Annotated in this window: 25 protein-coding genes and 2 tRNA genes; 22 read left to right on the top strand and 5 right to left on the bottom strand. The window is 67.9% G+C overall.

Features of this window, described 5'->3' with window-relative positions; all coding sequences use genetic code 11:
* Nucleotides 1-217: 217 nt before the first annotated feature.
* Complete coding sequence (locus tag EDC22_RS15510; protein WP_132807598.1) at nucleotides 218-841, bottom strand: FMN-binding negative transcriptional regulator; 624 nt, start codon at nucleotides 839-841, stop codon at nucleotides 218-220.
* Nucleotides 842-858: 17 nt separating this feature from the next.
* Between EDC22_RS15510 and pdxR the strand changes: the two genes are divergently transcribed.
* Nucleotides 859-2,349 (top strand): MocR-like pyridoxine biosynthesis transcription factor PdxR, encoded by a 1,491-nt coding sequence (gene pdxR, locus EDC22_RS15515; RefSeq protein ID WP_245499795.1) that lies wholly within the window; start codon nucleotides 859-861, stop codon nucleotides 2,347-2,349.
* A 209-nt stretch (nucleotides 2,350-2,558) separates the two neighbouring features.
* Here pdxR and EDC22_RS15520 read toward each other — a convergent pair.
* The 3 genes from EDC22_RS15520 to EDC22_RS15530 form a co-directional block, all read right to left on the bottom strand.
* Nucleotides 2,559-2,648, bottom strand: a tRNA-Ser gene (locus EDC22_RS15520).
* A gap of 262 nt (nucleotides 2,649-2,910) precedes the next feature.
* The gene (locus EDC22_RS15525) at nucleotides 2,911-3,555 is read right to left on the bottom strand and encodes a 2OG-Fe(II) oxygenase (protein ID WP_207903797.1); all 645 of its coding nucleotides are present in this window, start codon (nucleotides 3,553-3,555) and stop codon (nucleotides 2,911-2,913) included.
* An 11-nt stretch (nucleotides 3,556-3,566) separates the two neighbouring features.
* On the bottom strand, nucleotides 3,567-4,184 hold the full coding sequence (locus tag EDC22_RS15530) for a 2OG-Fe(II) oxygenase family protein (protein WP_132807599.1): 618 nt from the start codon (nucleotides 4,182-4,184) through the stop codon (nucleotides 3,567-3,569).
* Nucleotides 4,185-4,481: 297 nt separating this feature from the next.
* On the opposite strand from EDC22_RS15530, the gene rplU reads away from it, so the two are divergent.
* The 21 genes from rplU (at nucleotide 4,482) to lpdA (ending at nucleotide 26,438) form a co-directional block, all read left to right on the top strand.
* Nucleotides 4,482-4,937, top strand: a complete 456-nt coding sequence (gene rplU / locus EDC22_RS15535; protein WP_132807600.1) for a 50S ribosomal protein L21 — start codon at nucleotides 4,482-4,484, stop codon at nucleotides 4,935-4,937.
* A gap of 13 nt (nucleotides 4,938-4,950) precedes the next feature.
* Nucleotides 4,951-5,223, top strand: coding sequence for a 50S ribosomal protein L27 (rpmA, locus tag EDC22_RS15540; protein WP_132807601.1), 273 nt, complete (start codon nucleotides 4,951-4,953; stop codon nucleotides 5,221-5,223).
* 101 nt (nucleotides 5,224-5,324) lie between these two features.
* The gene (locus EDC22_RS15545; protein WP_132807602.1) at nucleotides 5,325-5,894 is read left to right on the top strand and encodes a GNAT family N-acetyltransferase; all 570 of its coding nucleotides are present in this window, start codon (nucleotides 5,325-5,327) and stop codon (nucleotides 5,892-5,894) included.
* Nucleotides 5,891-6,940 carry a GTPase ObgE gene (gene obgE, locus EDC22_RS15550; RefSeq protein WP_132807603.1) on the top strand — a complete coding sequence of 350 codons (1,050 nt, stop codon included), beginning with the start codon at nucleotides 5,891-5,893 and terminating at the stop codon, nucleotides 6,938-6,940. Before EDC22_RS15545 ends, obgE begins: the two co-directional genes overlap by 4 nt.
* Nucleotides 6,940-8,061 (top strand): glutamate 5-kinase, encoded by a 1,122-nt coding sequence (gene proB / locus EDC22_RS15555; RefSeq protein WP_132807604.1) that lies wholly within the window; start codon nucleotides 6,940-6,942, stop codon nucleotides 8,059-8,061. Before obgE ends, proB begins: the two co-directional genes overlap by 1 nt.
* A 23-nt stretch (nucleotides 8,062-8,084) precedes the next feature.
* On the top strand, nucleotides 8,085-9,377 hold the full coding sequence (locus EDC22_RS15560) for a glutamate-5-semialdehyde dehydrogenase (protein ID WP_132807605.1): 1,293 nt from the start codon (nucleotides 8,085-8,087) through the stop codon (nucleotides 9,375-9,377).
* Nucleotides 9,378-9,392: 15 nt separating this feature from the next.
* A complete protein-coding gene (locus EDC22_RS15565; protein WP_165926938.1) occupies nucleotides 9,393-10,007 on the top strand; it encodes a nicotinate-nucleotide adenylyltransferase in 615 nt (204 codons plus the stop codon).
* Nucleotides 10,008-10,182: 175 nt separating this feature from the next.
* A complete protein-coding gene (gene rsfS, locus EDC22_RS15570) occupies nucleotides 10,183-10,548 on the top strand; it encodes a ribosome silencing factor (RefSeq protein WP_425385535.1) in 366 nt (121 codons plus the stop codon).
* A gap of 26 nt (nucleotides 10,549-10,574) precedes the next feature.
* Nucleotides 10,575-11,042, top strand: a complete 468-nt coding sequence (gene rlmH, locus EDC22_RS15575) for a 23S rRNA (pseudouridine(1915)-N(3))-methyltransferase RlmH (RefSeq protein WP_132807606.1) — start codon at nucleotides 10,575-10,577, stop codon at nucleotides 11,040-11,042.
* A gap of 176 nt (nucleotides 11,043-11,218) precedes the next feature.
* On the top strand, nucleotides 11,219-12,550 hold the full coding sequence (locus EDC22_RS15580) for a murein hydrolase activator EnvC family protein (RefSeq protein ID WP_165926939.1): 1,332 nt from the start codon (nucleotides 11,219-11,221) through the stop codon (nucleotides 12,548-12,550).
* Nucleotides 12,547-13,872 carry a S41 family peptidase gene (locus EDC22_RS15585; RefSeq protein WP_132807659.1) on the top strand — a complete coding sequence of 442 codons (1,326 nt, stop codon included), beginning with the start codon at nucleotides 12,547-12,549 and terminating at the stop codon, nucleotides 13,870-13,872. Before EDC22_RS15580 ends, EDC22_RS15585 begins: the two co-directional genes overlap by 4 nt.
* Before the next feature lie 135 nt (nucleotides 13,873-14,007).
* Entirely contained in the window at nucleotides 14,008-15,075 is a 1,068-nt protein-coding gene (locus tag EDC22_RS15590; protein ID WP_165926940.1) for a divergent polysaccharide deacetylase family protein, read from the top strand.
* Nucleotides 15,076-15,152: 77 nt separating this feature from the next.
* Nucleotides 15,153-15,668, top strand: coding sequence for an RNA pyrophosphohydrolase (locus EDC22_RS15595; protein ID WP_132807609.1), 516 nt, complete (start codon nucleotides 15,153-15,155; stop codon nucleotides 15,666-15,668).
* Nucleotides 15,669-15,726: 58 nt separating this feature from the next.
* Nucleotides 15,727-16,119, top strand: a complete 393-nt coding sequence (locus EDC22_RS15600) for a carboxymuconolactone decarboxylase family protein (RefSeq protein WP_132807610.1) — start codon at nucleotides 15,727-15,729, stop codon at nucleotides 16,117-16,119.
* A 115-nt stretch (nucleotides 16,120-16,234) separates the two neighbouring features.
* Nucleotides 16,235-17,401 (top strand): cell division protein ZapE, encoded by a 1,167-nt coding sequence (gene zapE, locus EDC22_RS15605; RefSeq protein WP_132807611.1) that lies wholly within the window; start codon nucleotides 16,235-16,237, stop codon nucleotides 17,399-17,401.
* A gap of 99 nt (nucleotides 17,402-17,500) precedes the next feature.
* Nucleotides 17,501-18,472 (top strand): malate dehydrogenase, encoded by a 972-nt coding sequence (mdh, locus tag EDC22_RS15610; protein WP_132807612.1) that lies wholly within the window; start codon nucleotides 17,501-17,503, stop codon nucleotides 18,470-18,472.
* 13 nt (nucleotides 18,473-18,485) lie between these two features.
* A complete protein-coding gene (gene sucC, locus EDC22_RS15615; protein ID WP_132807613.1) occupies nucleotides 18,486-19,685 on the top strand; it encodes an ADP-forming succinate--CoA ligase subunit beta in 1,200 nt (399 codons plus the stop codon).
* The gene (gene sucD, locus EDC22_RS15620; protein WP_132807614.1) at nucleotides 19,685-20,596 is read left to right on the top strand and encodes a succinate--CoA ligase subunit alpha; all 912 of its coding nucleotides are present in this window, start codon (nucleotides 19,685-19,687) and stop codon (nucleotides 20,594-20,596) included. Before sucC ends, sucD begins: the two co-directional genes overlap by 1 nt.
* A gap of 108 nt (nucleotides 20,597-20,704) precedes the next feature.
* Nucleotides 20,705-23,656 (top strand): 2-oxoglutarate dehydrogenase E1 component, encoded by a 2,952-nt coding sequence (locus tag EDC22_RS15625; RefSeq protein ID WP_132807615.1) that lies wholly within the window; start codon nucleotides 20,705-20,707, stop codon nucleotides 23,654-23,656.
* A gap of 40 nt (nucleotides 23,657-23,696) precedes the next feature.
* Nucleotides 23,697-24,938 carry a 2-oxoglutarate dehydrogenase complex dihydrolipoyllysine-residue succinyltransferase gene (gene odhB / locus EDC22_RS15630; protein ID WP_132807616.1) on the top strand — a complete coding sequence of 414 codons (1,242 nt, stop codon included), beginning with the start codon at nucleotides 23,697-23,699 and terminating at the stop codon, nucleotides 24,936-24,938.
* Nucleotides 24,939-25,034: 96 nt separating this feature from the next.
* Entirely contained in the window at nucleotides 25,035-26,438 is a 1,404-nt protein-coding gene (lpdA, locus tag EDC22_RS15635; protein WP_132807617.1) for a dihydrolipoyl dehydrogenase, read from the top strand.
* Between the two features lie 119 nt (nucleotides 26,439-26,557).
* Here the strand turns inward: lpdA and EDC22_RS15640 are convergent.
* Nucleotides 26,558-26,634 (bottom strand) — tRNA-Arg (locus EDC22_RS15640).
* Nucleotides 26,635-26,770 lie beyond the last annotated feature (136 nt).

Below are 26,770 nucleotides of genomic sequence, written 5' to 3' on the forward strand. Positions count from 1 at the left end.
AGGGAACAACCCCCGACCACGCTGCGGCGACCCTCTCCCAGCAACCGGTGCTTCACCTTAGCCGAGGATCGCACCGATGAGTGGAAGTGTTACAATCACTGAACGGGCGGCCCGGTGGAATGCCGCGCCAAGGTTTGCGGTCATTACCCGCTGAATGTCGATATTCTCCGGTGCCGCGGCGGCGAGCGGAGAAGCATAACTGCCTGTGCTGCGCGTTTCACAAGGGGATGAGAGAGGCCACCTCGCGGTCAGATGCCCGCTCGCTCGCTGCGAGGCCCGCAGCCACGCCGGCGCGGTCGGCCGCGTGCCGGTTCTGGCTCATCTTGCGCTTGCCCTCGAGCCTCGTGATCGGCATGCGCAAGCCGACGATCCCGCGCAGTTGCGCCTGAACGAAATCCGGCGGCGCGTCCGATACGGCCCAGGGCGCGGCGCGCGTGCCCTCGTGGAGGTCGGTCAGACGACTCACGGCTTCCAGCAGCCTGCCCGGATCGTCGAAGAACTCGACCGGGCCATAGGCATGGACGGCGACGTAGTTCCAGGTCGGCACGACCTTCCCGGTTTCCTGCTTCGTCGCGTACCATGCCGGCGTCACGTAAGCGTCCGGCCCCATGAAGATCGCCAGACCGTCTCCCAGCGGCGGAACGCGCCAGTGGGGATTGGCCTTCGCGAGGTGGCCATAGATCACGCCATGCTCGCCCGCGCTCTCGTCGAGGTAGAGAGGCAGTGGTGTCGCTACCGGGCCGTCCGCGGTGGCGGTGAGGAATTGTGCCAGCCGCGCCGCGCGGATCGTCGCCCGCAGGCTCTCCTTGTCGTCGTCGCGGAAGACGGGAGGCGTGTACATATCGGAAACTCCTTGCGATGCAGGGACAGATGCCGGCAATCTGGCTTGTTGAAAATAGCCAGTTTGGAAGATTTGATGTGGTCCAGTTGTCGAAGGACGGCATCGCGCGCCGGATCATCGCGGCGATCAAGGAGCAGATCCACGGCGGGGTCTACCGACCCGGTGACCGCCTGCCGTCGACCCGGGCCTTTGCGGCCGAATGGGGTGTATCCCGCACGACGGTGATGGCGGCCTATGGCCAACTTGCCGCCGAAGGATATCTGACCACCCGGCCCGGGGCGCGTGCGATCGTAGCCCAGGGGCTCGGGACTGCGGCAGCGCCGATGTGCTCCACGGCTGCTGCACCCCGGCATCTCTCAGCGTTCGCGCAACGCCTGCTCGCTCTGCCTTCGCCAGCAGTAGCGCAGGCGGTCCGGGTTGCAGACTTTCGTTACGGAGACCTGTCCGGTTCGGACTTTCCGGTCTTGGCCTGGCGGCGCAGTTTGAACAAGGCGAGCCTCCGGCGCACCGCGAGGCTGCGCTACGGCGACCCTCAGGGAACTGCCACCCTCCGCACCGCGCTTCAAGGCTATCTCTGGCGTGCCCGCGGCATCAGGTGCACGCCCGACCAGATCGTCGTCGTGAACGGCTCGCAGCAAGGCCTGGACCTCTGCGCGCGGCTGTTGCTCGACCCCGGCGATCCCTTTGTGATCGAGAACCCTGGCTACCTCCTGGCTCGGCAGGCCTTCGCGGCGGCAGGTGGTGTTCCAGTTCCGATTCCGGTCGACGGGGAGGGACTCAGGACGCATTCGCTGCCCTTGGCCCGTCTGGCCTATGTGACGCCCTCGCACCAGTTTCCGCTTGGCGGCGTACTTTCGGCGGCGCGGCGGCGCGCCCTCGTGGCCTGGGCTGCACATACAGGCGCCTACGTTGTCGAGGACGATTACGACAGCGAGTACCGTCACGACATCGCCCCGATACCGCCTCTGCAGACACTCGACGCGGAGTCGGTCATCTATGTCGGCACGCTGTCCAAAACGCTCTCACCGACCCTGCGGCTCGGCTACCTCGTCGTCCCCACTACCTTGTCTCGGGCGTTCAGCGAGGCCAAGCGTCTGACCGACCGGCATACTCCGATGCTGGAGCAAGACGCGTTAGCCGACCTGCTGGCGAGCGGCGCCTTCGAACGTCACGTCCGCAGTATCCGCCGAAAGAACACCGAGCGACGGGTGGTGCTGCTGCAGGCGTTGGCGGACAATCTGGGCTCGTCGGTCACCATCGCGGGAGCTGACACAGGACTGCATGTCGTCATCTGGATCAACGGCGTTGCTGCCGACCGCGAGCCCGCGATCGTCGAGGCCGCAAGAGCAGCCGGGGTCGGCCTGTATCCCGTTTCACCGCTGTATGACCCACCCGAGTCCCGGCCGGCGGCGGCCGGTTTCATTCTCGGTTATGCCGGGCTTGACGCCGACGCACTGCGACGGGGCGTTGCGGTGCTGGCGGCGGTCCTCGCCGAGCACCGCCGATGAATGGTGCCGGAACGCTCGCTCACCGTGCGCCGCGGTCTGTTTTCCGCCCAAGCCAGCCGAAGCGGCTCACATCCCAAATGTCCGCTTCGGAGAGCCGCTCGGGTCGGCTTGAAATCAGCCATGGCCAAGGTACCAACGCCCAAGCTGCCCCCGTTCGCGTCGGCCAGAGCGCAACCGAGCAAAGAGGAGAGGGTTGTACCTCTGGGTAATGGCGGAGAGGGAGGGATTCGAACCCTCGGAACGCTTGCGCGCTCAACGGTTTTCGAGACCGCCCCGTTCGACCACTCCGGCACCTCTCCGCGTCACGGGCGAGCCTACCTACACGAGCGACCCCCACGGGGGCAAGGGCCGTGTGTCCGCAAGCGGCAAGACGCGGCCGACGTGATGCGGGGGGGCAGGCAACCCCTACGGGACCGGCAGGCCGCCGGGCTCCCCCGCGCGAAGCCGCCCGTGGCGCGCAAGGACTGCGTACAACCGATTCCGGGCCGATGCCGGGGCGCAGGGCCGCCCCCACACGCGAACCGTGCAGGCGCGCGGCAATGTCGCCAGCCCGGCGGCCGCTCAGATCAGTTCCGCGGTCGCCCGCCACTCCGGCGACACGTAGTTGACGATCAGCGACCTGCGCACCCCGCGGATCGGTCGCCGCTCGAAGCCGTGCCAGGTATCGCCGGCCGGCAGGAAGATCAGGCCGAGCCCGCGGCCGTAGGGGGTCGCGCCCAGATGCACCTTGCCGGTTGCGTCGTAGATGTCGGTGCCGGCATCCGCCAGCGCCGGGTCGTCCGACAGGTAGATCAGCATAGTGAACAGCTTCACCGCGATGTCGGTGTGCGGCTCGAGCCAGAAGCCGTCGACGTCCTGGGTGTATTCGATGCGGCCGCGCGCCGCCGACAGATCGACGCCGCAGGTCGCCTCGATCGCCGCCACGGTGCGGGGATCGCGGAAGACGCTGGCGAGTTCGGCGCAGACCGGGTGGTGGGCCTGGGCATCGCGGTCGAAGAACACGCGGGTCGAGTTGTTGGTCTCGCGACGCCCGTCGAACCGCGCCTTGACGGGTGCCCGGTACGGCAGGGCGAGAATGCGGTCGATAACGTCGCCGGGCAGCGCGTCACGCAGCAGCCAGTGGCGCCACGGGCTGTCGTTGCGGGTTGCCCGCGCGAGCGCCCCGGTGAAGGTCTCGATGGTGCGGTCGATCGGCGACTCGAGCATGGCGGTCCCCGTCAGACGAAGGGATTGAGGCGCTTGAGGCGCGCCGACAGGCGATGGCGACCGATCTCGCGGTCGTGGGCGGCCTGCGAGGTAACCCAGTTGAACATCACGTAGCGGCGCGGCCCCTCGAACGGCTTGTGGCCGTGCCAGGAATTGTCGGTGCGTCGGAAGGCGACGAAGGTCCCGCCGTCGGGCGGCACCTCGACGATGACCGAATCGATGTCGTCCGGATCGCGCAGCAGCCGCAGACGGCCACCGTCCTCAGCCCACGGCTCGTTGAGGTAGAGCAGGCAGGTGACCACCTTGGAGGTGGAATCGGTATGGATCCTGCCGTCGCTTGCCCGGCAGTGACCGCGCACCGTGATCATCAGCGGCCTGTCGGAGAGGTCGACATCGAACTTCTCCGACAGGATCGCCTCCAGATCGGCGCTGCGGATGTCCTCGATCAGCGCGGCAAAGGCGGGTCCGTAGGCGAGTTCCGACAGCGGGAAGATGCCGGGATGGGTGATCGCCGGGAAATCCGCCCGGATCGCCGCGAGCGCGTCGGCCGACAGCGTGTCCGATACGGTGAAATGTGCAAAGGGCTCGCGCACGACGCGCGTCCGGCGAATGGCCTCGAGATCGAGCATGTGCCGCCTCGGTGTTCGGTGCGTGCGCGTCAGGCTAGAGCCGGCTCGGCCGCCCGCCTTGCGCTGGATCAAGCCGCGTCGGGGTGCCGTGGGCGAGGCCGTCCTTCGCATTGACATCGCGGCCGCGCCACGTATATTCCGGCCCGATCGCGCGGGCAGGCAACTCCCGCGCTCAATTGCGCTGTCCGAGGTTTCGCTGCCCATCAGGGCGAGCCACCAAGACCGCGACGTCCGGCCGTTTCGTGGCGGCACGGCGCGGCACCGAAGGGCGCGGCGAGAGAAAAGGACTGGATCGACATGTTCGCGGTCATCAAGACCGGCGGGAAGCAGTATGGCGTCGCCGCCGACGATGTCATTACCGTCGAGAAGCTGGACGGCGAGCCAGGCGCGGCGATCACCTTCGGCGAGGTGCTGATGGTGGTGGATGGCGCGGCGACGACGATCGGCACGCCGCTGGTCGCCGGCGCGAGCGTCGCCGGCGAGGTGCTGGAGCAGACCCGCGGCGACAAGGTGCGCATCTTCAAGCGCAAGCGCCGCAAGCATTATCGCCGTTCGGCGGGGCATCGGCAGCAGCTGACGGTGGTGAAGATCACCGACATCCTGACCGGCGGTGCCAGGCCGGCGGCGAAGAAGGCCAAGGCGGCGAAGGGCGAGACGAAGGACGAGGTGCCGGCAGTCGAGGCGGCGTCGGCGACGCCTGCGCCGGAGGCCGCGCCCGAGACTGCGGCCGACACGGCGGCCGCGCAGAACTGAGGAGTATCGACCGATGGCACACAAGAAGGCAGGCGGTTCGTCCCGCAACGGCCGCGATACAGCCGGCCGGCGCCTCGGCGTCAAGAAGTTCGGCGGCGAGCACGTCGTGGCCGGCAACATCATCATCCGCCAGCGCGGCACCAGGTGGCATCCCGGCGCCAATGTGGGCATGGGCAAGGACCACACGATCTTCGCGCTGACCGATGGCACGGTGTCTTTCCGCACGGTCGCGGGCGGGCGCCAGTACGTCTCCGTCGTCGCGCCGTCGCCTGCCCCGGCAGAGTAACGGCGGCCAACCGCCGGCGTCCCTTCAACCCGGCGAAAAATCAGGTTACGAGCCAGGGGAGACGGGACACCGTCTCCCCTGATTTCGTATGGATCAATGCCATGAGTTCCCGGCCCACGAGTACCCGGATCGACGAGACGCTGAGGACCGAAAGGCTGCTGCTGCGCCCGCCGGTTGCCGCCGACGCCCCGGCGATGGCACGGCTCGCCGGCGACGAGCGGGTGGCGCGCTGGACGGCGGCGATCCCGCATCCCTACCCGGACGGTGCAGCCGAAGAGTTCATCGCTGAAGCAGGCCGCAGGCGCGCGGCCGGCGAGGCGCTCGTCTTCGCGATCTGCCTCAAGGACGCGCCGGACGCCCTGATCGGCATGGTGGAGCTGCGCCAGACCGACAGCGGCGCCGTTGAACTGGGCTACTGGCTTGGTCAGCCATGGTGGGGGCAGGGCCTGATGAGCGAGGCGGTCGCCGCGGCCGCCGCCGCCGGTCGTCTCTGGCGGCCGGGCGCGTTGATCGGCGCCCACACCTTCCCCGACAATGTCGCCTCGCAGCGGGTGCTGGAGAAGGCCGGTTTCATCCGGCGCGGCACGGGGACCTGCCGCGCGCCGGCGCGCGCCTGCGGCGACGTCGAGAACGCGCCGGTGTTCGTCTACGAGCCGGGGGCGGGCGAATGAAGTTCCTCGACCAGGCCAAGGTCTATGTGCGCTCCGGCGACGGCGGTGCGGGAGCGGTGTCGTTCCGGCGGGAGAAGTTCATCGAGTTCGGCGGTCCGGACGGCGGCGACGGCGGGCGCGGCGGAGACGTCTGGGCGGAATGCGTCGACGGGCTCAACACGCTGATCGACTACCGCTACCAGCAGCACTTCAAGGCGAAGACCGGCGGCCACGGCATGGGCCGCAACCGGTCCGGCGCCAAGGGCGCCGATGTGGTGCTGAAGGTCCCGGTCGGCACCGAGATCCTGGAGGACGATCAGGAGACGGTGATCGCCGATCTCACGCAGGTCGGACAGCGGGTGCTGCTGGCGCGCGGCGGCAATGGCGGATTCGGCAATGCCCACTTCAAGTCGTCGGTCAACCAGGCGCCGCGGCGCGCCAATCCCGGACTGCCCGGCGAGGAGCGCTGGATCTGGCTGCGCCTCAAGCTGATCGCCGATGCCGGGCTCGTCGGTCTGCCGAACGCGGGCAAGTCGACCTTCCTGGCGGCGGTCTCGGCCGCCAGGCCGAAGATCGCCGACTATCCGTTCACGACGCTGCATCCCAATCTCGGAGTCGTGCGGCTGGACACCCGGGAGTTCGTGCTAGCCGACATTCCCGGTCTGATCGAGGGGGCGCACGAGGGGATCGGCATCGGCGACCGGTTCCTCGGCCATATCGAGCGCTGCCGGGTGCTCTTGCATCTGGTCGACGCCACCGAGGAGAAGGTCGCCAGAGCCTACCGGATCGTGCGTAGCGAACTTGAGGCATATGGAGCGGGTCTCGACGAGAAGCGGGAAGTCGTCGCGCTGTCGAAATGCGATGCGGTGGAGCCGAAGGATCTCGAGAAGAAGCGCCGGGCGCTGGCCAGGGCCTGCGGCGGCGACGTGCTGATGGTCTCGGCAGCGACCGGGGCCGGGGTGCGCGAGGCGGTCGCCAGGCTGATGGCGGAAATCGACGCGGCCAGGGCCGAGGATGCCGCACGCCAGGAGGCCGAGGTCGTGAGGGAGCGCGGCTGGAGACCGTGATGTCGGGAAAGCGTCTGACCGGCCACCGCCGGATCGTGGTCAAGGTGGGATCCTCCCTGCTGGTCGATCCGAATGCGGGCCTGAAGCGGGACTGGCTTGCGACGCTGGCCGCCGACATTGCCGGGCTGGCGGCCGGCGGGGCGGAACCGATCATCGTCTCGTCGGGGGCGATCGCGCTCGGCCGCTCGGTGCTGGCGATGCCGCGCGGGCCGCTGCGGCTCGAGGAGAGCCAGGCAGCGGCCGCCGTCGGCCAGATCGCGCTGGCGGGGGCCTGGGCGGAGGCGCTCGGCCGTCACGGCCTGGTGGCCGGACAGATCCTGCTGACGCTCGGCGATACCGAGGAGCGGCGCCGCTATCTCAACGCCCGCTCGACGGTGACGATGCTCCTGAAGCTCAGGGCGGTGCCCGTCATCAACGAGAACGACACGGTGGCGACCTCCGAGATCCGCTATGGCGACAACGATCGGCTGGCGGCCCGCGTCGCCACCATGCTGAGCGCGGACTGCCTGGTCCTGCTATCGGATGTCGACGGCCTCTATACCGCCCCGCCGGGGGTGCGGGCGGACGCCGCCTTCATCCCCGAGGTCGACGCGATCACGCCGCAGATCGAGGCGATGGCGGGATCGGCGGGCTCGGAACTGTCGCGCGGCGGCATGCTGACCAAGATCGAGGCGGCCAAGATCGCGACCGCAGCCGGCGCGACGATGGTGATCGCGTCGGGGCGCATCGACCATCCGCTCGCGGCGATCGACGCCGGCGGCCGGGCGACCTGGTTCCGGGCGCGTGGCAATCCGGTGGCGGCACGCAAGACCTGGATCGCCGGTACGCTCGAGCCGCGCGGCACGGTCGTCGTCGACGATGGCGCGGCCCAGGCGCTGCGGCAGGGCAAGAGCCTGCTGCCGGCGGGGGTGCGGCGGGTCGAGGGCGGGTTCTGCCGCGGCGACGCCGTGGTGATCCGCGATCTCGCCGGCCGCGAACTCGGCCGTGGCCTGACGGCCTATGATCGCAGCGATGCCGAGCGCATCATCGGTCGCAACAGCCGGGAGATCGAGAGCATCCTCGGATATGCTGGGCGCGCCGAGATGATCCATCGCGACGACATGGCGCTCAGGCAGGAATAGGGAGGCGAACGGAGGCGGACGTGATGAGCGTCGAGGCAAGGCAGACGATCCGGAGTGGCGACCTCGCCGACACGATGCTGGCGATGGGCCGGCGCGCGCGGGCGGCGGCGCGCGTGCTGGCCCGCGCCGACGCCCGGACGAAGGATGGTGCGCTGGCGGCCATGGCGGCGGCGATCCGGCGCGACGCGCCGGCCATCCTCGCGGCCAACACCCGCGATCTCGAGGCGGCGCAAGCGCGCGGCACGGCCGGCTCGTTCCTCGACCGGCTGAAGCTCGATCCGTCCCGTATCGAGGCGATGGCGAAGGGAGTGGAAGAGATCGCTGCACTGCCCGATCCGGTCGGCACGGTGATCGCCGAATGGGATCGGCCGAACGGACTGCATATCGAGCGGGTGCGCACGCCGCTGGGGGTTATCGGGGTGATCTTCGAGAGCCGACCGAACGTCACGGCGGACGCCGGTGCCTTGTGCCTGAAGGCCGGCAACGCCGTGATCCTCAGACCCGGATCGGAGAGCGCCGGTTCGGCACGCGCGATCCATGCCTGTCTGGCCGAGGGGCTCGCAGCGGCGGGCCTGCCGGCCGACGCGATCCAGATCGTCCCGACCACCGACCGTGCCGCCGTCGGCGCGATGCTCGGTGGGCTCGATGGCGCGATCGACGTGATCGTGCCACGTGGCGGCAGGAGCCTCGTCGAGCGGGTGCAGGGCGAGGCGCGGGTGCCGGTGTTCGCGCATCTGGAGGGCATCTGCCACGTCTATCTGCACGCGCCGGCAAATCTGGACATGGCCCGACGCATCGTCGTCAATGCCAAGATGCGCCGCACCGGCATCTGCGGCGCGGCCGAGACGTTGCTCGTCGACCGGGCGCTGGCCGCCACGCATCTGCCGCCGATCCTGGCCGACCTGATCGCCGTCGGCTGCGAGGTCCGAGGCGATGCCGAGACGCAGGCCGCCGATCCGCGCGTGGTGGCGGCGGGCGAGGCCGACTACGGCAAGGAGTTCCTCGACGCGATCATCGCGGTCAAGGTCGTCGACGGTCTTGAGGCGGCGATCGAGCACATCGAGCGGTACGGGTCCAGCCACACCGAGGCGATCGTGACGGACGACCAGGCGGCTGCGGACAGATTCTTTGCGCTGGTCGATTCGGCGATCCTGCTGCACAACGCCTCCACCCAGTTCGCCGACGGTGGCGAATTCGGGATGGGGGCCGAGATCGGCATCGCGACCGGCCGCATGCATGCGCGCGGTCCGGTCGGGGTCGAGCAGCTGACCAGCTTCAAGTACCGCGTGCGCGGCTCGGGCCAGACGCGGCCGTGAGCGGGGCCGGCTGAGTTGGGCGGCATCGGAGGCTGGCCGAACCTGCCGTCCTGCGGGGCGGGACAACGGATCGGTCTGTTCGGCGGATCGTTCAACCCGCCACATGGCGGCCATCGGCTGGTCAGCGACATGGCCCTGCGGCGTCTTCGGCTCGACCGCATCTGGTGGCTGGTAACGCCCGGCAATCCGCTCAAGGACCCGCGCGCGCTACGGCCGCTCGAGGCGCGGATCGCCGAGGCAGCACGGATCGCCGCGCATCCGCGCATCCAGGTGACGGCGGTCGAGGCCGATATCGGCGCATCGCGCACACGCGATACGCTGCGATATCTGATCCGGCGCTGTCCGACCGCGCGTTTCGTCTGGCTCATGGGGGCGGACAATCTGGCCAGTTTCCACCACTGGTACGCCTGGCGGGAGATCGCCCGCACCGTCCCCATCGCCGTCGTCGACCGGCCGGGCTACGGCCTCGCCGCAGTCGCCAGCCCTGCCGCGCACTGGATGGCATCCAGGCGGATCGACGAGGCGGACGCGGCGCTGCTCGCGGACCTCGACCCGCCCGCCTGGGTCTTCCTTCACGGGCGCCGCTCGCCGCTCTCCTCGACCCAGCTCAGGGCGGACCAGACGCGCTGACCACGACCGGGGCCGCGATTATTGAAAAGTTCACGAAACGTGCACTATCTTGTCTGCGTTGCGGTCAAGCATCCGGTGATGCCAATCGCGACAAGCTTGGATGGTATGACGAGAGGAAACCCCGCTGACACCATCGAAGTCCGCTGAGGGCGTCGCTCGCGGCGCGCCTCCCATTGTGACTGTCCGGCCGCAGCCGTCGTCGGACAGTCTGCTCGAAACGATCCTCGCCGCGCTGGAAGACGGCAAGGCAGAGGATGTGGTCACCATCGACCTGGCAGGTAAATCGTCGATCGCCGACACGATGGTCATCGCCTCCGGGCGATCCGACCGGCAGGTCGGCGCGATCGCCGATCGCGTGCTGCGCAGCCTCAAGGACGCCGGCTTCGGCCGCGTCGCGGTGGAGGGCATGCAGACCTGCGACTGGGTGCTGATCGATGCCGGCGACGTGATCGTGCATCTGTTCAGGCCAGAGGTCCGCGCCTTCTACAATCTCGAGAAGATGTGGTCCTCGGACACGCCGCGCGAGCGGCTGGCGATCTGAACCAGGCGCATCGTGCGCCGGCCGGCATGCGCGTCGAGATCCTCGCGGTCGGACGGCTGAAGGCGGGCGCCCCGGAACGGGAGCTGGTGGCGCGCTATCTCGACCGCGCCGCAGCGGCCGGTCGCGTGGTCGGGCTCACCGGGTTCGAGGTCGCCGAAGTGGGCGAGGGGCGGGACGTGGCCGCCGAAAGCCGGGCGCTTCTCGCCCGTCTTCCGGCCGGGGCGCGACGGATCGTGCTCGACGAGCGCGGCCGGGCGCTGTCCAGCCGCGAACTGGCCCGCCGCATCGCTGGCTGGCGCGATGAGGGGGCCTCGGCGGCGGCGTTTCTGATCGGCGGTGCCGACGGTCACGACGTCTCGGTCCGGACGGGCGCCGATCTGGTGCTGTCGCTTGGCCCGATGACATGGCCGCATCAGCTCGTGCGCGCGCTGATCGCCGAACAGCTTTACCGTGCCGTGACGATCCTCGGCGGCCATCCCTATCATCGCGATTAGATTGAGCAGTTCATTGGTCCGCGGCCGCGACGATCCGCTCCGAAACCCCGTTTCGTGCCGCATCCTGGCGGGGGACCGGTTCCGACATCTCCGTGACGGCTCCAGGGATCATCTCGCTGTTGCCGCAATCCTACGGTTATCGGTGCGTTAAACCGGAGCCTGCTATGCATCCGTCCATGCTGACCACTCTCCATCACGGCGGGTTCCGGACCCTCGCAGCGGCGCTGGTCGCAATCCTCGCGCTGGTCGCGTCTGCGGCCGGTGAAGACACGCCTGCGGCCGACTCGGCGGGTGCGGCGGCACCGGCGGCCGGACCCGAAGCCGCGCGCGAAGAGACGGAGCGGGCGCTTGCGACGCTGCGCGAGGACCTCGAGCGGCAGCGTGAGGTGGAGGCGCGCATTGCCGGCGAGGTGGCGGCGCTGGAGGCCGATCGGGCCGCGCTGAATGCCGAACTGCTTGCGACGGCCGGACGGATCGGCGAGCTGGAGACCGTTCTCGGCCACGTCGAGAATCGGATCACGGCGCTGGTCGAGCGCGAGAATGACCTGAAGTCCTCGCTGCGCAGCCGATCCGGAGTCCTTGCCGAACTGATCGCCGCCCTGCAGCGCATGGGCCGGCGGCCGCCGCCGGCGGTGCTGATCAGCCCGGGCGATGCCTTGGAGACGGTGCGCACCGCCATGCTGCTTGGTGCCGTTCTGCCCGGTCTGAGGTTGGAAACCGAAGCCCTGGCCACCGATCTTGCCGAGCTTACCCGGCTGAAGCGCGAGATCGACGGCGAGAGAGCCAGGCTTTTGGCACAGACGCGGGCACTCGGCGAACAGCGCACGCGGATTGCGCTGCTGATCGAGGCCAAGCGGCTGGTGGCGGCGTCGAGTGCCGAGGAGCTCGCAAGCGTGCGCCGGCGCGCCGAGGAGCTCGCAGCCAGGGCGCAGGACATGGAGGAACTGATCGCCTCGCTCGACCGGGAGATCGCGGTGGCTGAACGCGTGGCGGCCGCTTCGGCAACGAGGTCGCCCCAGGAAGCGCTCGGCGCGCTGCGCGATCCGGCCCGCCTCGAACCTGCCATGCCGTTCGCCGACACCAAGGGGCTGTTGCCGATGCCGGCGGCCGGCGCTGTCGTGCGCGAATTCGGCGCGCCGGACGAATTCGGGACGGCCTCGCGCGGGATCACGATCGCAACGCGCGCAAACGCCCAGGTCATCGCCCCGGCCGACGGCTGGGTCGTCTACGCCGGGCCGTTCCGATCCTATGGGGAACTCTTGATACTGAATGTCGGCGACGGGTATCATGTCCTACTCGCCGGCATGGACGCAATTGCCGTTGATCTCGGCCAGTTCGTTCTGGCCGGTGAACCGGTCGGGCAAATGGGCGGGGTGGTGCTGGCAAGTGCCGCGAACGTGACTGTCGGCCGCAGCCAGCCCCTCCTATATGTGGAATTCCGGCAGGATGGTCAGTCCATCGATCCGGGCCCGTGGTGGGCAAGCGGCCGCAATGGAGCAGGCGGATAATGCGCAGGACGTCAATTCTCCTCCTTGGAATGTTGCTGGGCGGGGCGGCTGGCTTTGTCGTTTCGCAGCCGGCACTGATCACCGGTGATGCGATCGCTGCGGGCAAGAGCGACACCTACCGCCAGCTTAATCTGTTCGGCGACGTCTTCGAGCGGGTGAAGTCCGACTATGTGGAGGAGCCCGACGACGCGGCCCTGGTCGAGTCGGCCATCAATGGCATGCTGACCTCGCTCGATCCGCATTCGAGCTATCTGTCGCCGAAGGACTACCGCGACATGCAGGTCCAGACGCGCGGCGAGTTCGGTGGCCTCGGCATCGAGGTCACGATGGAGGACGGACTGGTCAAGGTCGTCACGCCGATCGACGACACGCCCGCCGCCCGCGCCGGCATCCTGCCCGGAGACCTGATCACCCATCTCGACGGCGAGCCGGTGAAGGGGCTGACACTGGCCGAGGCCGTCGAGAAGATGCGCGGACGGGTGAATACCCCGATCGAGCTGACCATTCAGCGCGGCGAAGGCGAGCCGCTGAAGATCACGGTCGTGCGTGACATCATCCAGATCCGTGCCGTCCGCTTCAACAGCGAGGATGATGTCGGCTACATCCGCATCACACAGTTCAACGAGCAGACCTTCGAGAACCTGAAGCTCGCCATCGAGAAGCTGGAGCAGGAAATTCCCGCCGACCGGCTGAAGGGCTTCATCATCGACCTGCGGAACAATCCGGGCGGGCTCCTCGATCAGGCGATCGCCGTGTCCGACACATTCCTGGATCGCGGCGAGATCGTCTCGACGCGTGGGCGCAATCTCGACGAATCGCAGCGCTACAATGCCCGATCCGGCGATCTGACCAAGGGCAAGCCGGTCATCGTCCTGATCAATGGCGGTTCGGCGTCGGCATCGGAAATCGTCGCCGGCGCCCTGCAGGACCATCGCCGTGCGACCATCGTCGGAACCCGTTCCTTCGGCAAGGGGTCGGTGCAGACCATCATCCCGCTGGGGTCGAACGGCGCCCTGCGCCTGACGACGGCCCGCTACTACACGCCGTCCGGCCGTTCCATCCAGGCGACCGGCATCGAACCGGACATCGTGGTCGAACAGGACGTTCCCGAGGAACTGCGCGGGCAGACCACATCACGGGGCGAAGCCTCGCTGCGCGGGCACCTCGAATCGCAGGATGGCGAGGAGCAGGGCGGATCGTCCGCGTACATTCCCCCGGACAAGGCCGACGACAAGCAGCTCAACTATGCGCTTGACCTGCTGCGCGGGGTCCAGGTGCACAGCTCGTTCCCGCCCGATCCCAACGCGAGCGTGCCGAACTGAGGCACCGGCCGAACGCCGCGGGAGTCCCGCCCGGGCCGGCGGACATTGCGCGGCGGACTGATTGGACCGACCATGGCGGCACTGGGCGGCGACGGATCAACGGGCGGCGGACGCCTGGCCAGGACCTTGCGGGGCTTGAGCGTTCGCAAGGTCGTCCTGCTTCTGGCGGCCACGGCAGCCGTGCTGCTGGCCGGCCGACTTCTGCTGTTCGACGATCCGCTTGGCGGCGAACCGGTGGCGGTGGTGCAGCTCGACAGCCTGCCGGCCTCGCGGGCCAATACCGGCGAGACGACCGGCATGCGCGCGACGCTCGAGTCCGAACAGCCCGAAAGCCTGCCGGACGACCAGGCGCTGCCACCTGCCGACATCGTGATCGGCGATCCGCTGACACCGTCAGCGGCAACCGGTGGCGGCGAAATCGGCCTGGTCGAGATGAGCCGCCACGGCCCGATCCCGGCGATCGCCCCGGACGGACGCCGGCCCTTCGATGCCTATGCGCGTCCGCTCGGAGCTGTTCCACCGACCGGACCCCGCATCGCCATCGTGCTTGGCGGGCTGGGGCTCTCGACGCTGACCACCGAGACGGCGATCGACCGGCTTCCCGCCGAGATCACGCTGGCCTTTGCGCCCTACGGGGACGAGCTGGAGCGCTTGAGCGCGCGCGCCCGCCAGGCTGGCCACGAACTGCTGCTGCACGTTCCGCTGGAGCCCTACGACTACCCCGACAGCGATCCCGGGCCGCACACGCTGCTGACCGGGCTCGACCCGGAACAGAATCGCGACCGTCTGCACTGGCTGATGAGCCGGTTCTCCGGCTATGCCGGGGTCCTGAACTACATGGGCGCCCGCTTCACCGCGAGCGAGGACGCCTTGCGGCCGTTTCTCGGCGAGCTCCGAGACCGTGGACTCGTCTATATCGACGACGGAACGTCGCCACGCAGCGCGGTGCCGAAGGTTGCCCGCGAGATCGGGCTGTCGGTGGCGGTGGCGACGCGGGTGGTGGACGCGGTGCCGACGCGCGCGGCCATCGACGAGGCGCTGCGCCAGCTCGAGGACAGCGCACGCGAAACCGGTTCTGCGCTCGGCATCGGCTCGGCGCTGCCGGTGAGCATCGAGGCGATCCGCGAATGGGCCCGCGGCCTCGAGGCGCGCGGAGTGACCCTCGTGCCGGCGAGTGCGCTGGTCGGCGGCGGGGCGATCTGAACCGCGTGCCCGGTTGACAGGCGGGGCGGCGGCGCGCCAACTCGCGGCGCGCAGACTTCGCAACGTCGGGAGCCGCCATGGCCGCAGACATCGCCGATCTTCCCTACCGCCCCTGTGTGGGGGCGCTGGTCATCAACCGCGACGGTCTCGTGTTCATCGGCCATCGCGCCGACGGGCCAGAAGAGCCGGAAGGCCCCGGCACCTGGTGGCAGATGCCTCAAGGCGGAATCGACGAGGGCGAGGATCCGGCCACAGCCGTCTTTCGCGAGCTCTACGAGGAGACCAGCATCCGCTCGGTCAGCCTGATTGCCGAGAGCCGCGACTGGATCCGCTACGATCTGCCGCCGAACCTGATCGGCAAGGCCTGGAAAGGCCGCTATCGCGGCCAGGCCCAGAAGTGGTTCGCGCTGCGCTTCACCGGCGAGGACAGCGAGATCGACATCCTCCATCCCGGCGGCGGTCACCACAAGCCCGAGTTCAACGCCTGGAGATGGGCGCGCCCCGACGAACTGACCGCCCTCGTGGTGCCGTTCAAGCGCGCGGTCTACGCGCAGATCGTCCGGGAATTCGAGGGCATCATCGGCCGCAGCTGAGAGATTGGCGGCCGATCGTTACCATTGTCCAGTCAGCTGCGCATGAGGGAGCGATCGCATGTCCACCGTCCCACTTCTCTCCGACGAAGACCTCAGTCCGGCCGCCAGGGCGGTGTTCGACGACATCCGCAAGACCCGCAACACGGACTTCGTCAACAATTTCTGGCGGGCGCTGGCGAACGACCCGGTGTTGCTGAAGCGAACCTGGGACAGCGTCAAGGAGGTGATGGCGCCGGGCGCGCTCGATCCGCTGGTCAAGGAACTGATCTATGTCGCGGTCTCGGCGACCAACAACTGCGAATACTGCATCCGCTCCCACACCGCTTCCGCCCGCGCCAAGGGCATGACCGACGCCATGCTGATGGAGCTGCTCGCGGTGGTCGGGATGGCCAACGAGACCAATCGGCTGGCGAACGGCCTGCAGGTGCCGGTGGACGAGGCGTTCCGGTAGCCGGATGGCGGGCACTGGCATTCCGCCGCGCCGCCACGCCGCCGCGCCTTGCGGTGTGCCGGCAGCCGCTGGTATTGAAGGTTCCCCGACCCCTGCGCGCAGTTTCCGGCACCGGATGAGCCAGACTCCCAGCGAGCGCTACGCCGCTCTCGTGGCCCGCGGCGAGATCGCCTTCGATGCGGCGCAGGAGGCGCTGGCGGAGCGGCTGAGCCGGCTTGCGATCGAGCTGGAGAACCGGCGGCTCGCGCACAAGACCTCGCATCTCGGCTGGCTGTTCGCGCGCCGCCACCACGCCACCCCCGTCCGGGGACTGTACATCTATGGCGAGGTCGGCCGCGGCAAGACCATGCTGGTCGACATGTTCTTCGAGGCCGTCAGCGTCCGGCGCAAGCGTCGCGCCCATTTCGCCGACTTCATGGCCGATGTTCACGAGCGCGTGCACCGGACGCGCCAGCGCATCGCCGCAGGCGCGCTCAAGGGCGACGATCCGATCCCGCCGGTCGCCGCCGAGATCGCCGACGAAACCCGGCTGCTCTGTCTCGACGAATTCCATGTCGACGACATCACCGATGCCATGATCCTCGGGCGGCTGTTCACGCGCCTGTTCGACCGCGGGCTGGTGTTGGTGACGACGTCGAACACGGCGCCCGACGATCTTTATGCCGGTGGCCTCAACCGGGCGCTGTTCCTGCCTTTCGTGGCCCTGCTCAAGGAACGCACCGCCGTCGTCTGTCTCGATGCCCGGACCGACTACCGGCTCGGCCGTCTGGCCGGTGGCGAGGTCTATTTCACGCCGGCGGATGCGGCGGCGCGGGCCGCGATGGACCGGGCCTGGGCGGCGGTGACCGACGCGCGGCCCGGCAGCCCGATGGAGCTCGAGGTGAAGGGTCGGAAGGTTGCGGTGCCGCTGGCGGTGCGCGGCGCGGCGAGGTTCTCCTTCGCCGACCTGTGCCGGCAGCCGCTCGGATCCAGCGACTACCTGAAGATCGCCCGAACGTTCCGGACCGTGTTCATCGACGGCGTTCCGATGATGGGCCCGGCCGACCGCAACGCGGCGCGGCGCTTCGTGCTGCTGATCGACGCCCTCTACGACCAGCGCGTCAAGCTGGTCATGTCGGCGGATGCCGAGCCGGATGCGCTCAATACCTCAGGCGACGCGGCGGTCGAGTTCCGGCGGACGGCCTCGCGCCTCTACGAGATGCGCTCGCAGGACTACCTGGCCGCGCCGCACGGCGCGCAGGGGCCGGAATCGGTGGCACCCGCCGAGGTCTCTGTGCTCTAGGACGATCGCATTACTTGAACGCTTCAGGCATTCGGGCTAGTGACTGCGCGGGCTGACGCAGAGCTCCCTCACGACCTTCAATCGGGACCACGGAACCTCATGGCGCGACACAAGATCGCTTTGATCGGCGCCGGTCAGATCGGCGGCACGCTCGCCCATCTCGCCGGACTCAAGGAACTGGGCGACATCATCCTCTTCGACATCGCCGAGGGCACTCCGCAGGGCAAGGCGCTCGACATTGCCCAGTCCTCCCCGGTCGACGGGTTCGATGCGAAGCTCGCGGGAACCAACTCCTACGCGGCCATCAAGGACGCCGACGTGGTGATCGTCACCGCCGGCGTGCCGCGCAAGCCCGGCATGAGCCGCGATGACCTGCTCGGAATCAACCTCAAGGTGATGGAGCAGGTCGGCGCCGGCATCCGCAAGTATGCGTCGGACGCCTTCGTGATCTGCATCACGAACCCGCTGGACGCCATGGTCTGGGCGCTGCAGAAGGCTTCGGGTCTGCCCAAGCACATGGTCGTCGGCATGGCCGGCGTGCTCGATTCGGCGCGGTTCCGCTACTTCCTCGCCGAGGAGTTCGATGTCTCGGTCGAGGACGTCACCGCCTTCGTGCTCGGCGGTCACGGCGACACCATGGTGCCGCTCGCCCGCTACTCGACGGTTGCCGGCATCCCGCTGCCGGACCTCGTCAAGATGAACTGGACCACGAAGAAGCGGCTCGACGAGATCATCCAGCGCACCCGCGACGGCGGCGCGGAGATCGTCGGCCTGCTGAAGACCGGGTCGGCCTATTACGCGCCGGCAGCCTCGGCGATCGCCATGGCCGAGTCCTACCTCAAGGACAAGAAGCGCGTGCTGCCCTGCGCGGCCTATCTGAAGGGCGAGTACGGGGTGAACGACCTCTATGTCGGTGTGCCAGTGGTGATCGGTGCCAAGGGGGTCGAGCGGGTCGTCGAGATCGAGCTCAACCGCAGCGAGCGCAGCGCCTTCGACAAGTCGGTCGAGGCGGTGAAGGCGCTGGTCGAGGCCTGCAAGGCCATCGCGCCGGATCTCGGCAAGAGCAAGTGAACCGGGCGCGCCGATGAACATCCACGAATACCAGGCCAAGGCCATCCTCAAGGCCTACGGGGCGCCGGTCGCCGCCGGGGTCGCGATCTTTTCGCCCGAGGAGGCGGAACAGGCTGCCAGGCAGCTCGGCGGGCCGCTGTGGGTCGTCAAGTCGCAGATCCATGCCGGCGGCCGCGGGAAGGGCCGCTTCAAGGAGCTGGGACCCGACGCTAAGGGTGGCGTCCGGCTTGCGAAGAGCGTCGAGGAGGTCGTCGCCAATGCCCGCGAGATGCTCGGCAGGACGCTGGTGACCAAGCAGACCGGTCCTGCCGGCAAGCAGGTCAACCGCCTCTACATCGAGGACGGCGCCGACATCGCCCGCGAGCTCTATCTGTCGCTTCTCGTCGACCGCACCGTCGGCCGCGTCGCCTTCGTGGTCTCCACCGAGGGCGGCATGGACATCGAGCAGGTCGCGCACGACACGCCGGAGAAGATCGTCACCCTGGCGATCGACCCGTGCACGGGGGTCACGGCGGCCGACGCGGCGAAGATCGCCGATGCCCTGAAGCTCGAGGAGCCGGCGCGCGGCGAGATGACGAAGCTCGCCGACATCCTCTACCGGGCCTTCACCGAGAAGGACATGAGCCTGCTCGAGGTGAATCCGCTGATCGTGATGAAGGACGGTCACCTGCGCGTCCTCGATGCCAAGGTCTCGTTCGACAACAATGCGCTGTTCCGTCATCCCGACATCGTCGCGCTGCGCGACAAGACGGAAGAGGACGAGAAGGAGATCGAGGCGTCGAAGTACGACCTCGCCTATGTGGCGCTCGACGGCAACATCGGCTGCATGGTCAACGGCGCGGGTCTTGCCATGGCGACCATGGACATCATCAAGCTCTATGGCGCGGAGCCCGCGAATTTCCTCGACGTCGGCGGCGGCGCGTCGAAGGAGAAGGTGACGGCGGCATTCAAGATCATCACCGCCGATCCGAACGTGAAGGGCATTCTGGTCAACATCTTCGGCGGCATCATGCGCTGCGACACGATCGCCGAAGGCGTCGTCGCCGCCGTGAAGGAGGTCGGTCTGAAGGTGCCGCTGGTGGTGCGGCTCGAGGGTACCAAGGTCGAGGAGGGCAAGCGAATCCTCAACGAAAGCGGCCTCGACGTGGTGGCGGCCAACGATCTCGACGATGCCGCTCAGAAGATCGTCAATGCCGTGAAGGGGGCTCGCTGATGTCGATCCTGGTCGATCGCAACACCAAGGTCATCGTGCAGGGTCTCACCGGCAAGACGGGCACCTTCCATACCGAGCAGGCACTCGCCTATCACGGCACCCAGATGGTGGCCGGCGTCCATCCCGCGAAGGGCGGCGAGATGTGGACCGGTCACGTCAACGGCAGCGAGCGGCAGCTGCCGATCTATTCGACCGTTGCCGAGGCGAAGGAGCGGACCGGGGCGAACGCCACGGTGATCTACGTGCCGCCGGCCGGGGCGGCTGCGGCCATCGAGGAGGCGATCGACGCGGAGATTCCGCTGATCGTCTGTATCACCGAGGGGATACCGGTGATGGACATGGTCCGGGCGAAGGCCAAGCTCGTCAAATCGAAGTCGCGTCTGATCGGACCGAACTGTCCTGGCGTGATGACCGCCGACGAATGCAAGATCGGCATCATGCCGGGTTCGATCTTCCGCAAGGGCTCGGTTGGTGTCGTGTCGCGGTCCGGCACACTCACCTACGAGGCGGTCTACCAGACGACGATGGCCGGCCTCGGCCAGACCACGGCCGTCGGCATCGGCGGCGACCCGGTAAAGGGCACCGAGTTCATCGATGTCCTGGAGATGTTCCTGGCCGATGCGGCGACCCAGTCGATCATCATGATCGGGGAGATCGGCGGCTCGGCCGAGGAGGACGCCGCCCGGTTCATCCGCGACGAGGCGAAGAAGGGGCGCGCCAAGCCGATGGTCGGCTTCATTGCCGGGCGCACCGCACCGCCCGGCCGGACCATGGGCCACGCCGGCGCGGTGATTTCGGGCGGCAAGGGCGGTGCGGAGGACAAGATCGAGGCGATGAAGGCCGCCGGCATCCATGTCTCGGAGTCGCCGGCCCGTCTCGGCAAGACTCTCGCCGATGTGCTGAAGGGCTAACTTTATTGAAGGAAGGCCCGGGCTTATATGGCAGGGCAGCGTTGAATCCGGCCGCGCGGTGCGGCCGGATGCGAGGAGGAGAGGCCCTTTCGGGCCCGAATTGCGGTCATGGCCAAGCACGAGGCTAACGAAGCCTTCGCACTGACGTCGTTCCTGTACGGGACGAATGCGGGATGGATTGAGGATCAATACGCCCGCTACCAGCAGAACCCCGATCAGGTGGATGCCGGCTGGCGCACCTTCTTCGAGGCGCTCAAGGATGACCGCGACACGGTGATGAAGGAGGCACGCGGCGCCTCCTGGAAGCGGCCGGACTGGCCGATCCCGATGAACGGCGAACTGGTCAGCGCGTTCGATGCGAACTGGATGCCGCTTGAGAAGGATTTCGGCGCGAAGATCCAGGCGAAGGCTCAGGCCAAGGGCGTCGAGCTCAGCAGCGAGGCGCTGATGCGCGGCACGCGCGATTCTGTGCGCGCGCTGATGATGATCCGCGCCTACCGGATGCGCGGCCATCTGGCTGCCAACCTAGATCCGCTGGGGCTGACGCCGCGCGGCAGCCATCCGGAGCTCGACCCGGAATCCTACGGATTCACCGAGGTCGACTACGACCGCAAGATCTTCATCGACCATGTTCTGGGTCTCGAATTCGCCACCATTCGCGAGATGCTGGCGATCCTTCGGCGCACGTACTGCAATACGATCGGCGTCGAGTTCATGCACATTTCCGATCCCGCCGAGAAGGCGTGGATCCAGGAGCGAATCGAAGGACCCGACAAGGAGGTGACCTTCACGCCCGAGGGCAAGAAGGCGATCCTGAACAAGCTCGTCGAGGCCGAGGGCTTCGAGAAGTTCCTCGATGTGAAGTATACCGGCACCAAGCGATTCGGCCTCGATGGCGGCGAGTCGATCGTGCCGGCGCTCGAGCAGGTCATCAAGCGCGGCGGCCATCTGGGGCTCACCGAAATCGTCATCGGCATGGCGCATCGCGGCCGGCTGAATGTGCTCGCCCAGGTGATGGGCAAGCCGCACCGCGCGATCTTCCACGAGTTCAAGGGCGGCTCGGCCTCGCCGGACGACGTCGAGGGGTCGGGAGACGTGAAGTACCATCTCGGCGCCTCGTCGGACCGCGAGTTCGACAACAATCGCGTGCACCTGTCGCTGACCGCGAATCCGTCGCATCTGGAAATCGTCGATCCGGTGGTGCTCGGCAAGGCTCGCGCCAAGCAGGATCAGGCCGGCGATTTCGAGCGCTCGACCGTGCTGCCGCTGCTCATCCACGGAGATGCCGCCTTCGCCGGACAGGGGGTGGTGGCGGAGTGCTTCGGCCTGTCGGGCCTGAAGGGCCATCGCACCGGCGGCTCGCTGCATTTCATCATCAACAACCAGATCGGCTTCACCACCAATCCGCGTTTCTCGCGCTCCTCGCCCTATCCCTCGGACGTCGCCAAGATGATCGAGGCACCGATCCTGCACGTGAACGGCGATGATCCCGAGGCCGTGGTGTTCGCTGCCAAGGTCGCCATCGAGTTCCGCCAGCGTTTCCACAAGCCGGTGGTGGTGGACATGTTCTGCTATCGCCGCTTCGGCCACAACGAGGGTGACGAGCCGGCCTTCACCCAGCCGATCATGTACCGCAAGATCCGCGAGCATCCCACGACGCTGCAGATCTATGCCGACAAGCTGATCGCCGAGGGCCTCGTCACCGCCGAGGAGGTCGAGCGGCTGAAGGCCGACTGGCGAGCCAAGCTCGACGCCGAATACGAGGCCGGGCAGAGCTACAAGCCCAACAAGGCCGACTGGCTCGACGGCCGCTGGTCGGGCCTGAAGGTCGCCCAGGACGAGGGGCCGCGCCGCGGCGATACCGGCGTCGCCCTCGACAGGCTGCGCGAGCTGGGCCTGAAGATGTGCGAGGTTCCGGAGGGGTTCCGGGTCCATCGGACGATCCGCCGCTTTCTCGACAACCGCCGCAAGATGATGGAGAGCGGCGAGGGCATCGACTGGGCGACCGCAGAGGCGCTCGCCTTCGGGACGCTGTGTGTCGAGGGGCACGTCGTGCGGCTGTCCGGACAGGACTGCGAGCGCGGCACGTTCTCGCAGCGCCATTCGGTGCTCTACGACCAGGAGACCGAAGAGCGCTACATCCCGCTCAACAACCTTTCGCCCGACCAGGCGCGCTACGAGGTCATCAACTCGATGCTCTCGGAGGAGGCGGTGCTCGGCTTCGAGTACGGGTACTCGCTGGCCGAACCGACGGCGCTGGTCATCTGGGAGGCCCAGTTCGGCGATTTCGCCAATGGCGCGCAGGTGGTGGTCGACCAGTTCATCTCCTCGGGCGAGCGCAAGTGGCTGAGAATGTCAGGGCTCGTCATGATGCTGCCGCATGGCTACGAGGGCCAGGGGCCGGAGCATTCCTCGGCGCGGCTCGAGCGCTTCCTGCAGCTGTGCGCCGAGGACAACATGCAGGTCGCCAACTGCACGACGCCGGCCAACTACTTCCACATCCTGCGCCGGCAGCTGAAGCGGGACTTCCGCAAGCCGCTGATCCTGATGACGCCGAAATCGCTGTTGCGGCACAAAAGGGTTACCTCGACGCTCGCCGAGTTCGGCCCCCAGTCGTGCTTCCACAGGTTGTTGTGGGACGACGCCGAAGTGCTGAAGGGCGAGCCGATCAAGCTCGTCCCCGACGACAAGATACGCCGGGTCATCCTGTGCTCCGGCAAGGTCTATTACGACCTTTACGAGGAGCGCGAGAAGCGTGGCATCAACGACATCTATCTGCTGCGTGTCGAGCAGCTCTATCCGGCTCCGGTGAAGGCGCTGGTCACCGAGCTCGGCCGCTTCCGGCAGGCAGAGATGGTATGGTGCCAGGAGGAGCCCCGCAACATGGGGGCCTGGAGCTTCATCGAGCCGATCATCGAGTGGTCGTTGAACCAGATCGAGGCCGACCACCGCAGACCACGCTATGTCGGCCGCCCGGCCTCCGCGGCGACCGCGACCGGCCTGATGTCCAAGCACCTCGCCCAGCTCGAGGCCTTCCTCGAGGAAGCCTTCGCCGCCTGACACCGCCACGACCACGACCAGAGCAACGGGACCCTAAAGCATGGCGACGGAAATCCGCGTACCGACCCTCGGCGAATCGGTGACCGAGGCGACCGTCGGGCAATGGTTCAAGAAGCCGGGCGACACGGTGAGTGTCGACGAGCCGCTGGTCGAACTGGAAACGGACAAGGTGACTGTCGAGGTGCCGGCGCCCGCGGCCGGAACCCTCTCGGAGATCCTGGTCGAGGAGGGGCAGACGGTCGAGGTCGGCGCGCTTCTCGCGCATCTGACCGAGGCTGGCGAAGGGCCTAGGCCCGCGGCCGGGGCCGAGGACAAGCCGGCTCCGGCCCGGACGTCCGATGCCGGGGCGGCCGGGAAGCCGGCCGCTGCACCCGCCGCCGGGAAGGTGGATATGCCTCCCGCTCCGTCGGCCCGCAAGATGATGGAGGAGAAGGGCATCTCCACCGATCAGGTCGAGGGGTCGGGCAAGCGTGGCCAGATACTCAAGGAGGACGTGCTGAAGGCGCTCGAGGTGGGCGTTTCGGCCCCCGTCGCGCCCTCCGTCCCTGCGGCTGCCCGTGCGCCGTCAGCTCCCGCCGACACCGCGCGCGAGGAGCGGGTCAGGATGACCAAGCTGCGCCAGACCATCGCCCAGCGGCTCAAGGACGCGCAGAACACCGCCGCCATCCTGACGACGTTCAACGACGTCGACATGGGCGCGGTGATGGATCTCAGGCGCGACTACAAGGACCTGTTCGAGAAGAAGCACGGTGTTCGGCTCGGCTTCATGGGCTTCTTCGTCAAGGCCGTCATCCAGGCGCTGAAGGAGATTCCCGCCGTCAACGCCGAGATCGACGGCACCGATCTGGTCTACAAGAACTACTACAACATCGGTGTCGCCGTCGGGACCGACAAGGGGCTGGTTGTGCCGGTGGTGCGCGATGCGGACCGGATGAGCATCGCCGAGATCGAGAAGACCATCAACGAGTTCGGCCGCCGTGCCCGCGACGGCAAGCTCGCCATCGAGGATATGCAGGGCGGAACCTTCACGATCTCGAACGGCGGCGTCTACGGCTCGCTCATGTCGACGCCGATCCTCAATGCGCCGCAGTCCGGCATTCTCGGCATGCACCGGATCGAGGAGCGCCCGGTGGTGCGCCAGGGGCAGATCGTCGCCCGCCCGATGATGTATCTGGCGCTGAGCTACGACCACCGCATCGTCGACGGCAAGGAAGCGGTGACCTTCCTTGTCCGCGTCAAGGAGGTCATCGAGGATCCGCAGCGGCTGGTGCTGGATCTGTAGGACGGGGGTCGGAAGGACGGGGGTCGGACAGGTAGCCGGCGCCCGGGCAACGGTCGCGCCGCCGGCCGCGGCGTTCACAATCGAGAGGCTCTCCCAATGTCCACCTATGATCTCGTCGTCATCGGTTCCGGCCCGGGCGGCTATGTCTGCGCGATCCGTGCGGCACAGCTCGGCATGAAGGTCGCGGTGGTGGAGAAGATGCCGACCTATGGCGGCACCTGCCTCAACATCGGCTGCATTCCCTCCAAGGCGCTGCTCCATGCCTCCGAAAAGTTCCACGAGGCGGGCCACGCGCTGGAGGCGCTCGGCGTGAAGGTCGGCATGCCGAAGCTCGACCTGAAGGCGATGATGGCCCACAAGGACGCGACGGTCGAGGCCAACGTCAACGGCGTCGCCTTCCTGTTCAAGAAGAACAGGATCGACGGCATCCGCGGCATCGGGCGCATCGTCTCGGCCGGCAAGGTCGAGGTGACGCCCGATAAGGGTGACAAGCAGACGCTCGAGACCAAGGCGATCGTGATCGCCACCGGCTCCCAGTCTGCCCGTCTCAAGGGCATCGAGATCGACGAGAAGCGCATCGTCACCTCAACCGGCGCGCTGTCGCTTGCCAGGGTGCCCGGCAAGCTGATCGTGGTGGGGGCCGGTGTGATCGGCCTCGAGATGGGTTCGGTATGGTCGCGGCTCGGCTCCGAGGTGACGGTCGTCGAGTATCTGGACCGTATCCTGCCGGGCATGGACGGTGAGGTCGCCAAGCAGTTCCAGCGGATCCTGCAGAAGCAGGGCTTCACCTTCCGGCTCGGGGCCAAGGTCACTGCCGTTGACAGCAGCGGCAAGCTGCTGAAGGTGTCCGTGGAACCGGCCCAGGGCGGCGCGGCCGATACGCTGGAGGCTGATGTCGTGCTGGTCGCCATCGGCCGTGTGCCCTACACGCACGGCCTCGGGCTGGAGGAGGCCGGCATCCAGCTGGACGAGCGCGGCCGCGTCAGGACGGATGCGCACTACCGCACCAATGTCGAAGGCATCTATGCCATCGGCGACGTCATCGCCGGGCCGATGCTGGCCCACAAGGCCGAGGACGAGGGTATCGCCGTTGCCGAGATCATCGCCGGCCAGGCGGGCCACGTGACCTACGACGCGATCCCCTCGGTCGTCTACACCTCGCCCGAGGTCGCGTCGGTCGGCCGGACCGAGGAGGAGCTCAGGACGGCCGGCATCGCCTACTCGGTCGGCAAGTTCCCGTTCACCGCGAATGGGCGGGCGCGGGCCATGAACCAGACCGACGGCTTCGTGAAGATCCTCGCCGACAAGACGACGGACCGGGTGCTCGGCGCCCACATCATCGGGCCGGTGGCGGGCGAACTGATCGCCGAGCTGGCGGTGCTGATCGAGTTCGGTGGCTCCTCCGAGGATCTGGCGCGTACCTGTCACGCCCATCCGACGCTGTCCGAGGCGATCCGCGAAGCAGCACTCGGCGTCTCCCGGCGCGCGATCCACATCTGAGCCGGCGCCGTCCTGACGGTCACCGCGACGATCCGGCGACACCCCGTTCGGCACGAGGGTGTCACCCATGTCTCAGGTACAAACTGTTACCCATGTCCCCGGGTCGTACCGGGGAAGACTGGCGGCCCGGGAGGGACTCGAACCCCCGACACCCGGTTTAGGAAACCGGTGCTCTATCCTGCTGAGCTACCGGGCCGCTGCCGTCATCGTCTAACCCGTCAGGCACCGGACAATCAAGCACGGCCAAGCACGGCCAAGCCAAGCACGGGCACGCCCTGACGGGCGCCGACAGAGAAGCCCTCATATCGGCGGGCGCTTGCCGGACCTGCGCA

Origin of the sequence: Tepidamorphus gemmatus, assembly GCF_004346195.1 — a bacterium.
In the GTDB taxonomy this organism is placed as follows: domain Bacteria; phylum Pseudomonadota; class Alphaproteobacteria; order Rhizobiales; family Tepidamorphaceae; genus Tepidamorphus; species Tepidamorphus gemmatus.

Bases quoted from the DNA above. Each gene is read 5' to 3' on its own strand.
- EDC22_RS15510 (WP_132807598.1), bottom strand. From the start codon at position 841: ATGTACACGCCTCCCGTCTTCCGCGACGACGACAAGGAGAGCCTGCGG.
- pdxR (WP_245499795.1), top strand. From the start codon at position 859: ATGCAGGGACAGATGCCGGCAATCTGGCTTGTTGAAAATAGCCAGTTT.
- EDC22_RS15525 (WP_207903797.1), bottom strand. From the start codon at position 3,555: ATGCTCGAGTCGCCGATCGACCGCACCATCGAGACCTTCACCGGGGCG.
- EDC22_RS15530 (WP_132807599.1), bottom strand. From the start codon at position 4,184: ATGCTCGATCTCGAGGCCATTCGCCGGACGCGCGTCGTGCGCGAGCCC.
- rplU (WP_132807600.1), top strand. From the start codon at position 4,482: ATGTTCGCGGTCATCAAGACCGGCGGGAAGCAGTATGGCGTCGCCGCC.
- rpmA (WP_132807601.1), top strand. From the start codon at position 4,951: ATGGCACACAAGAAGGCAGGCGGTTCGTCCCGCAACGGCCGCGATACA.
- EDC22_RS15545 (WP_132807602.1), top strand. From the start codon at position 5,325: ATGAGTTCCCGGCCCACGAGTACCCGGATCGACGAGACGCTGAGGACC.
- obgE (WP_132807603.1), top strand. From the start codon at position 5,891: ATGAAGTTCCTCGACCAGGCCAAGGTCTATGTGCGCTCCGGCGACGGC.
- proB (WP_132807604.1), top strand. From the start codon at position 6,940: ATGTCGGGAAAGCGTCTGACCGGCCACCGCCGGATCGTGGTCAAGGTG.
- EDC22_RS15560 (WP_132807605.1), top strand. From the start codon at position 8,085: ATGAGCGTCGAGGCAAGGCAGACGATCCGGAGTGGCGACCTCGCCGAC.
- rlmH (WP_132807606.1), top strand. From the start codon at position 10,575: ATGCGCGTCGAGATCCTCGCGGTCGGACGGCTGAAGGCGGGCGCCCCG.
- EDC22_RS15580 (WP_165926939.1), top strand. From the start codon at position 11,219: ATGCTGACCACTCTCCATCACGGCGGGTTCCGGACCCTCGCAGCGGCG.
- EDC22_RS15595 (WP_132807609.1), top strand. From the start codon at position 15,153: ATGGCCGCAGACATCGCCGATCTTCCCTACCGCCCCTGTGTGGGGGCG.
- EDC22_RS15600 (WP_132807610.1), top strand. From the start codon at position 15,727: ATGTCCACCGTCCCACTTCTCTCCGACGAAGACCTCAGTCCGGCCGCC.
- zapE (WP_132807611.1), top strand. From the start codon at position 16,235: ATGAGCCAGACTCCCAGCGAGCGCTACGCCGCTCTCGTGGCCCGCGGC.
- mdh (WP_132807612.1), top strand. From the start codon at position 17,501: ATGGCGCGACACAAGATCGCTTTGATCGGCGCCGGTCAGATCGGCGGC.
- sucC (WP_132807613.1), top strand. From the start codon at position 18,486: ATGAACATCCACGAATACCAGGCCAAGGCCATCCTCAAGGCCTACGGG.
- sucD (WP_132807614.1), top strand. From the start codon at position 19,685: ATGTCGATCCTGGTCGATCGCAACACCAAGGTCATCGTGCAGGGTCTC.
- EDC22_RS15625 (WP_132807615.1), top strand. From the start codon at position 20,705: ATGGCCAAGCACGAGGCTAACGAAGCCTTCGCACTGACGTCGTTCCTG.
- odhB (WP_132807616.1), top strand. From the start codon at position 23,697: ATGGCGACGGAAATCCGCGTACCGACCCTCGGCGAATCGGTGACCGAG.
- lpdA (WP_132807617.1), top strand. From the start codon at position 25,035: ATGTCCACCTATGATCTCGTCGTCATCGGTTCCGGCCCGGGCGGCTAT.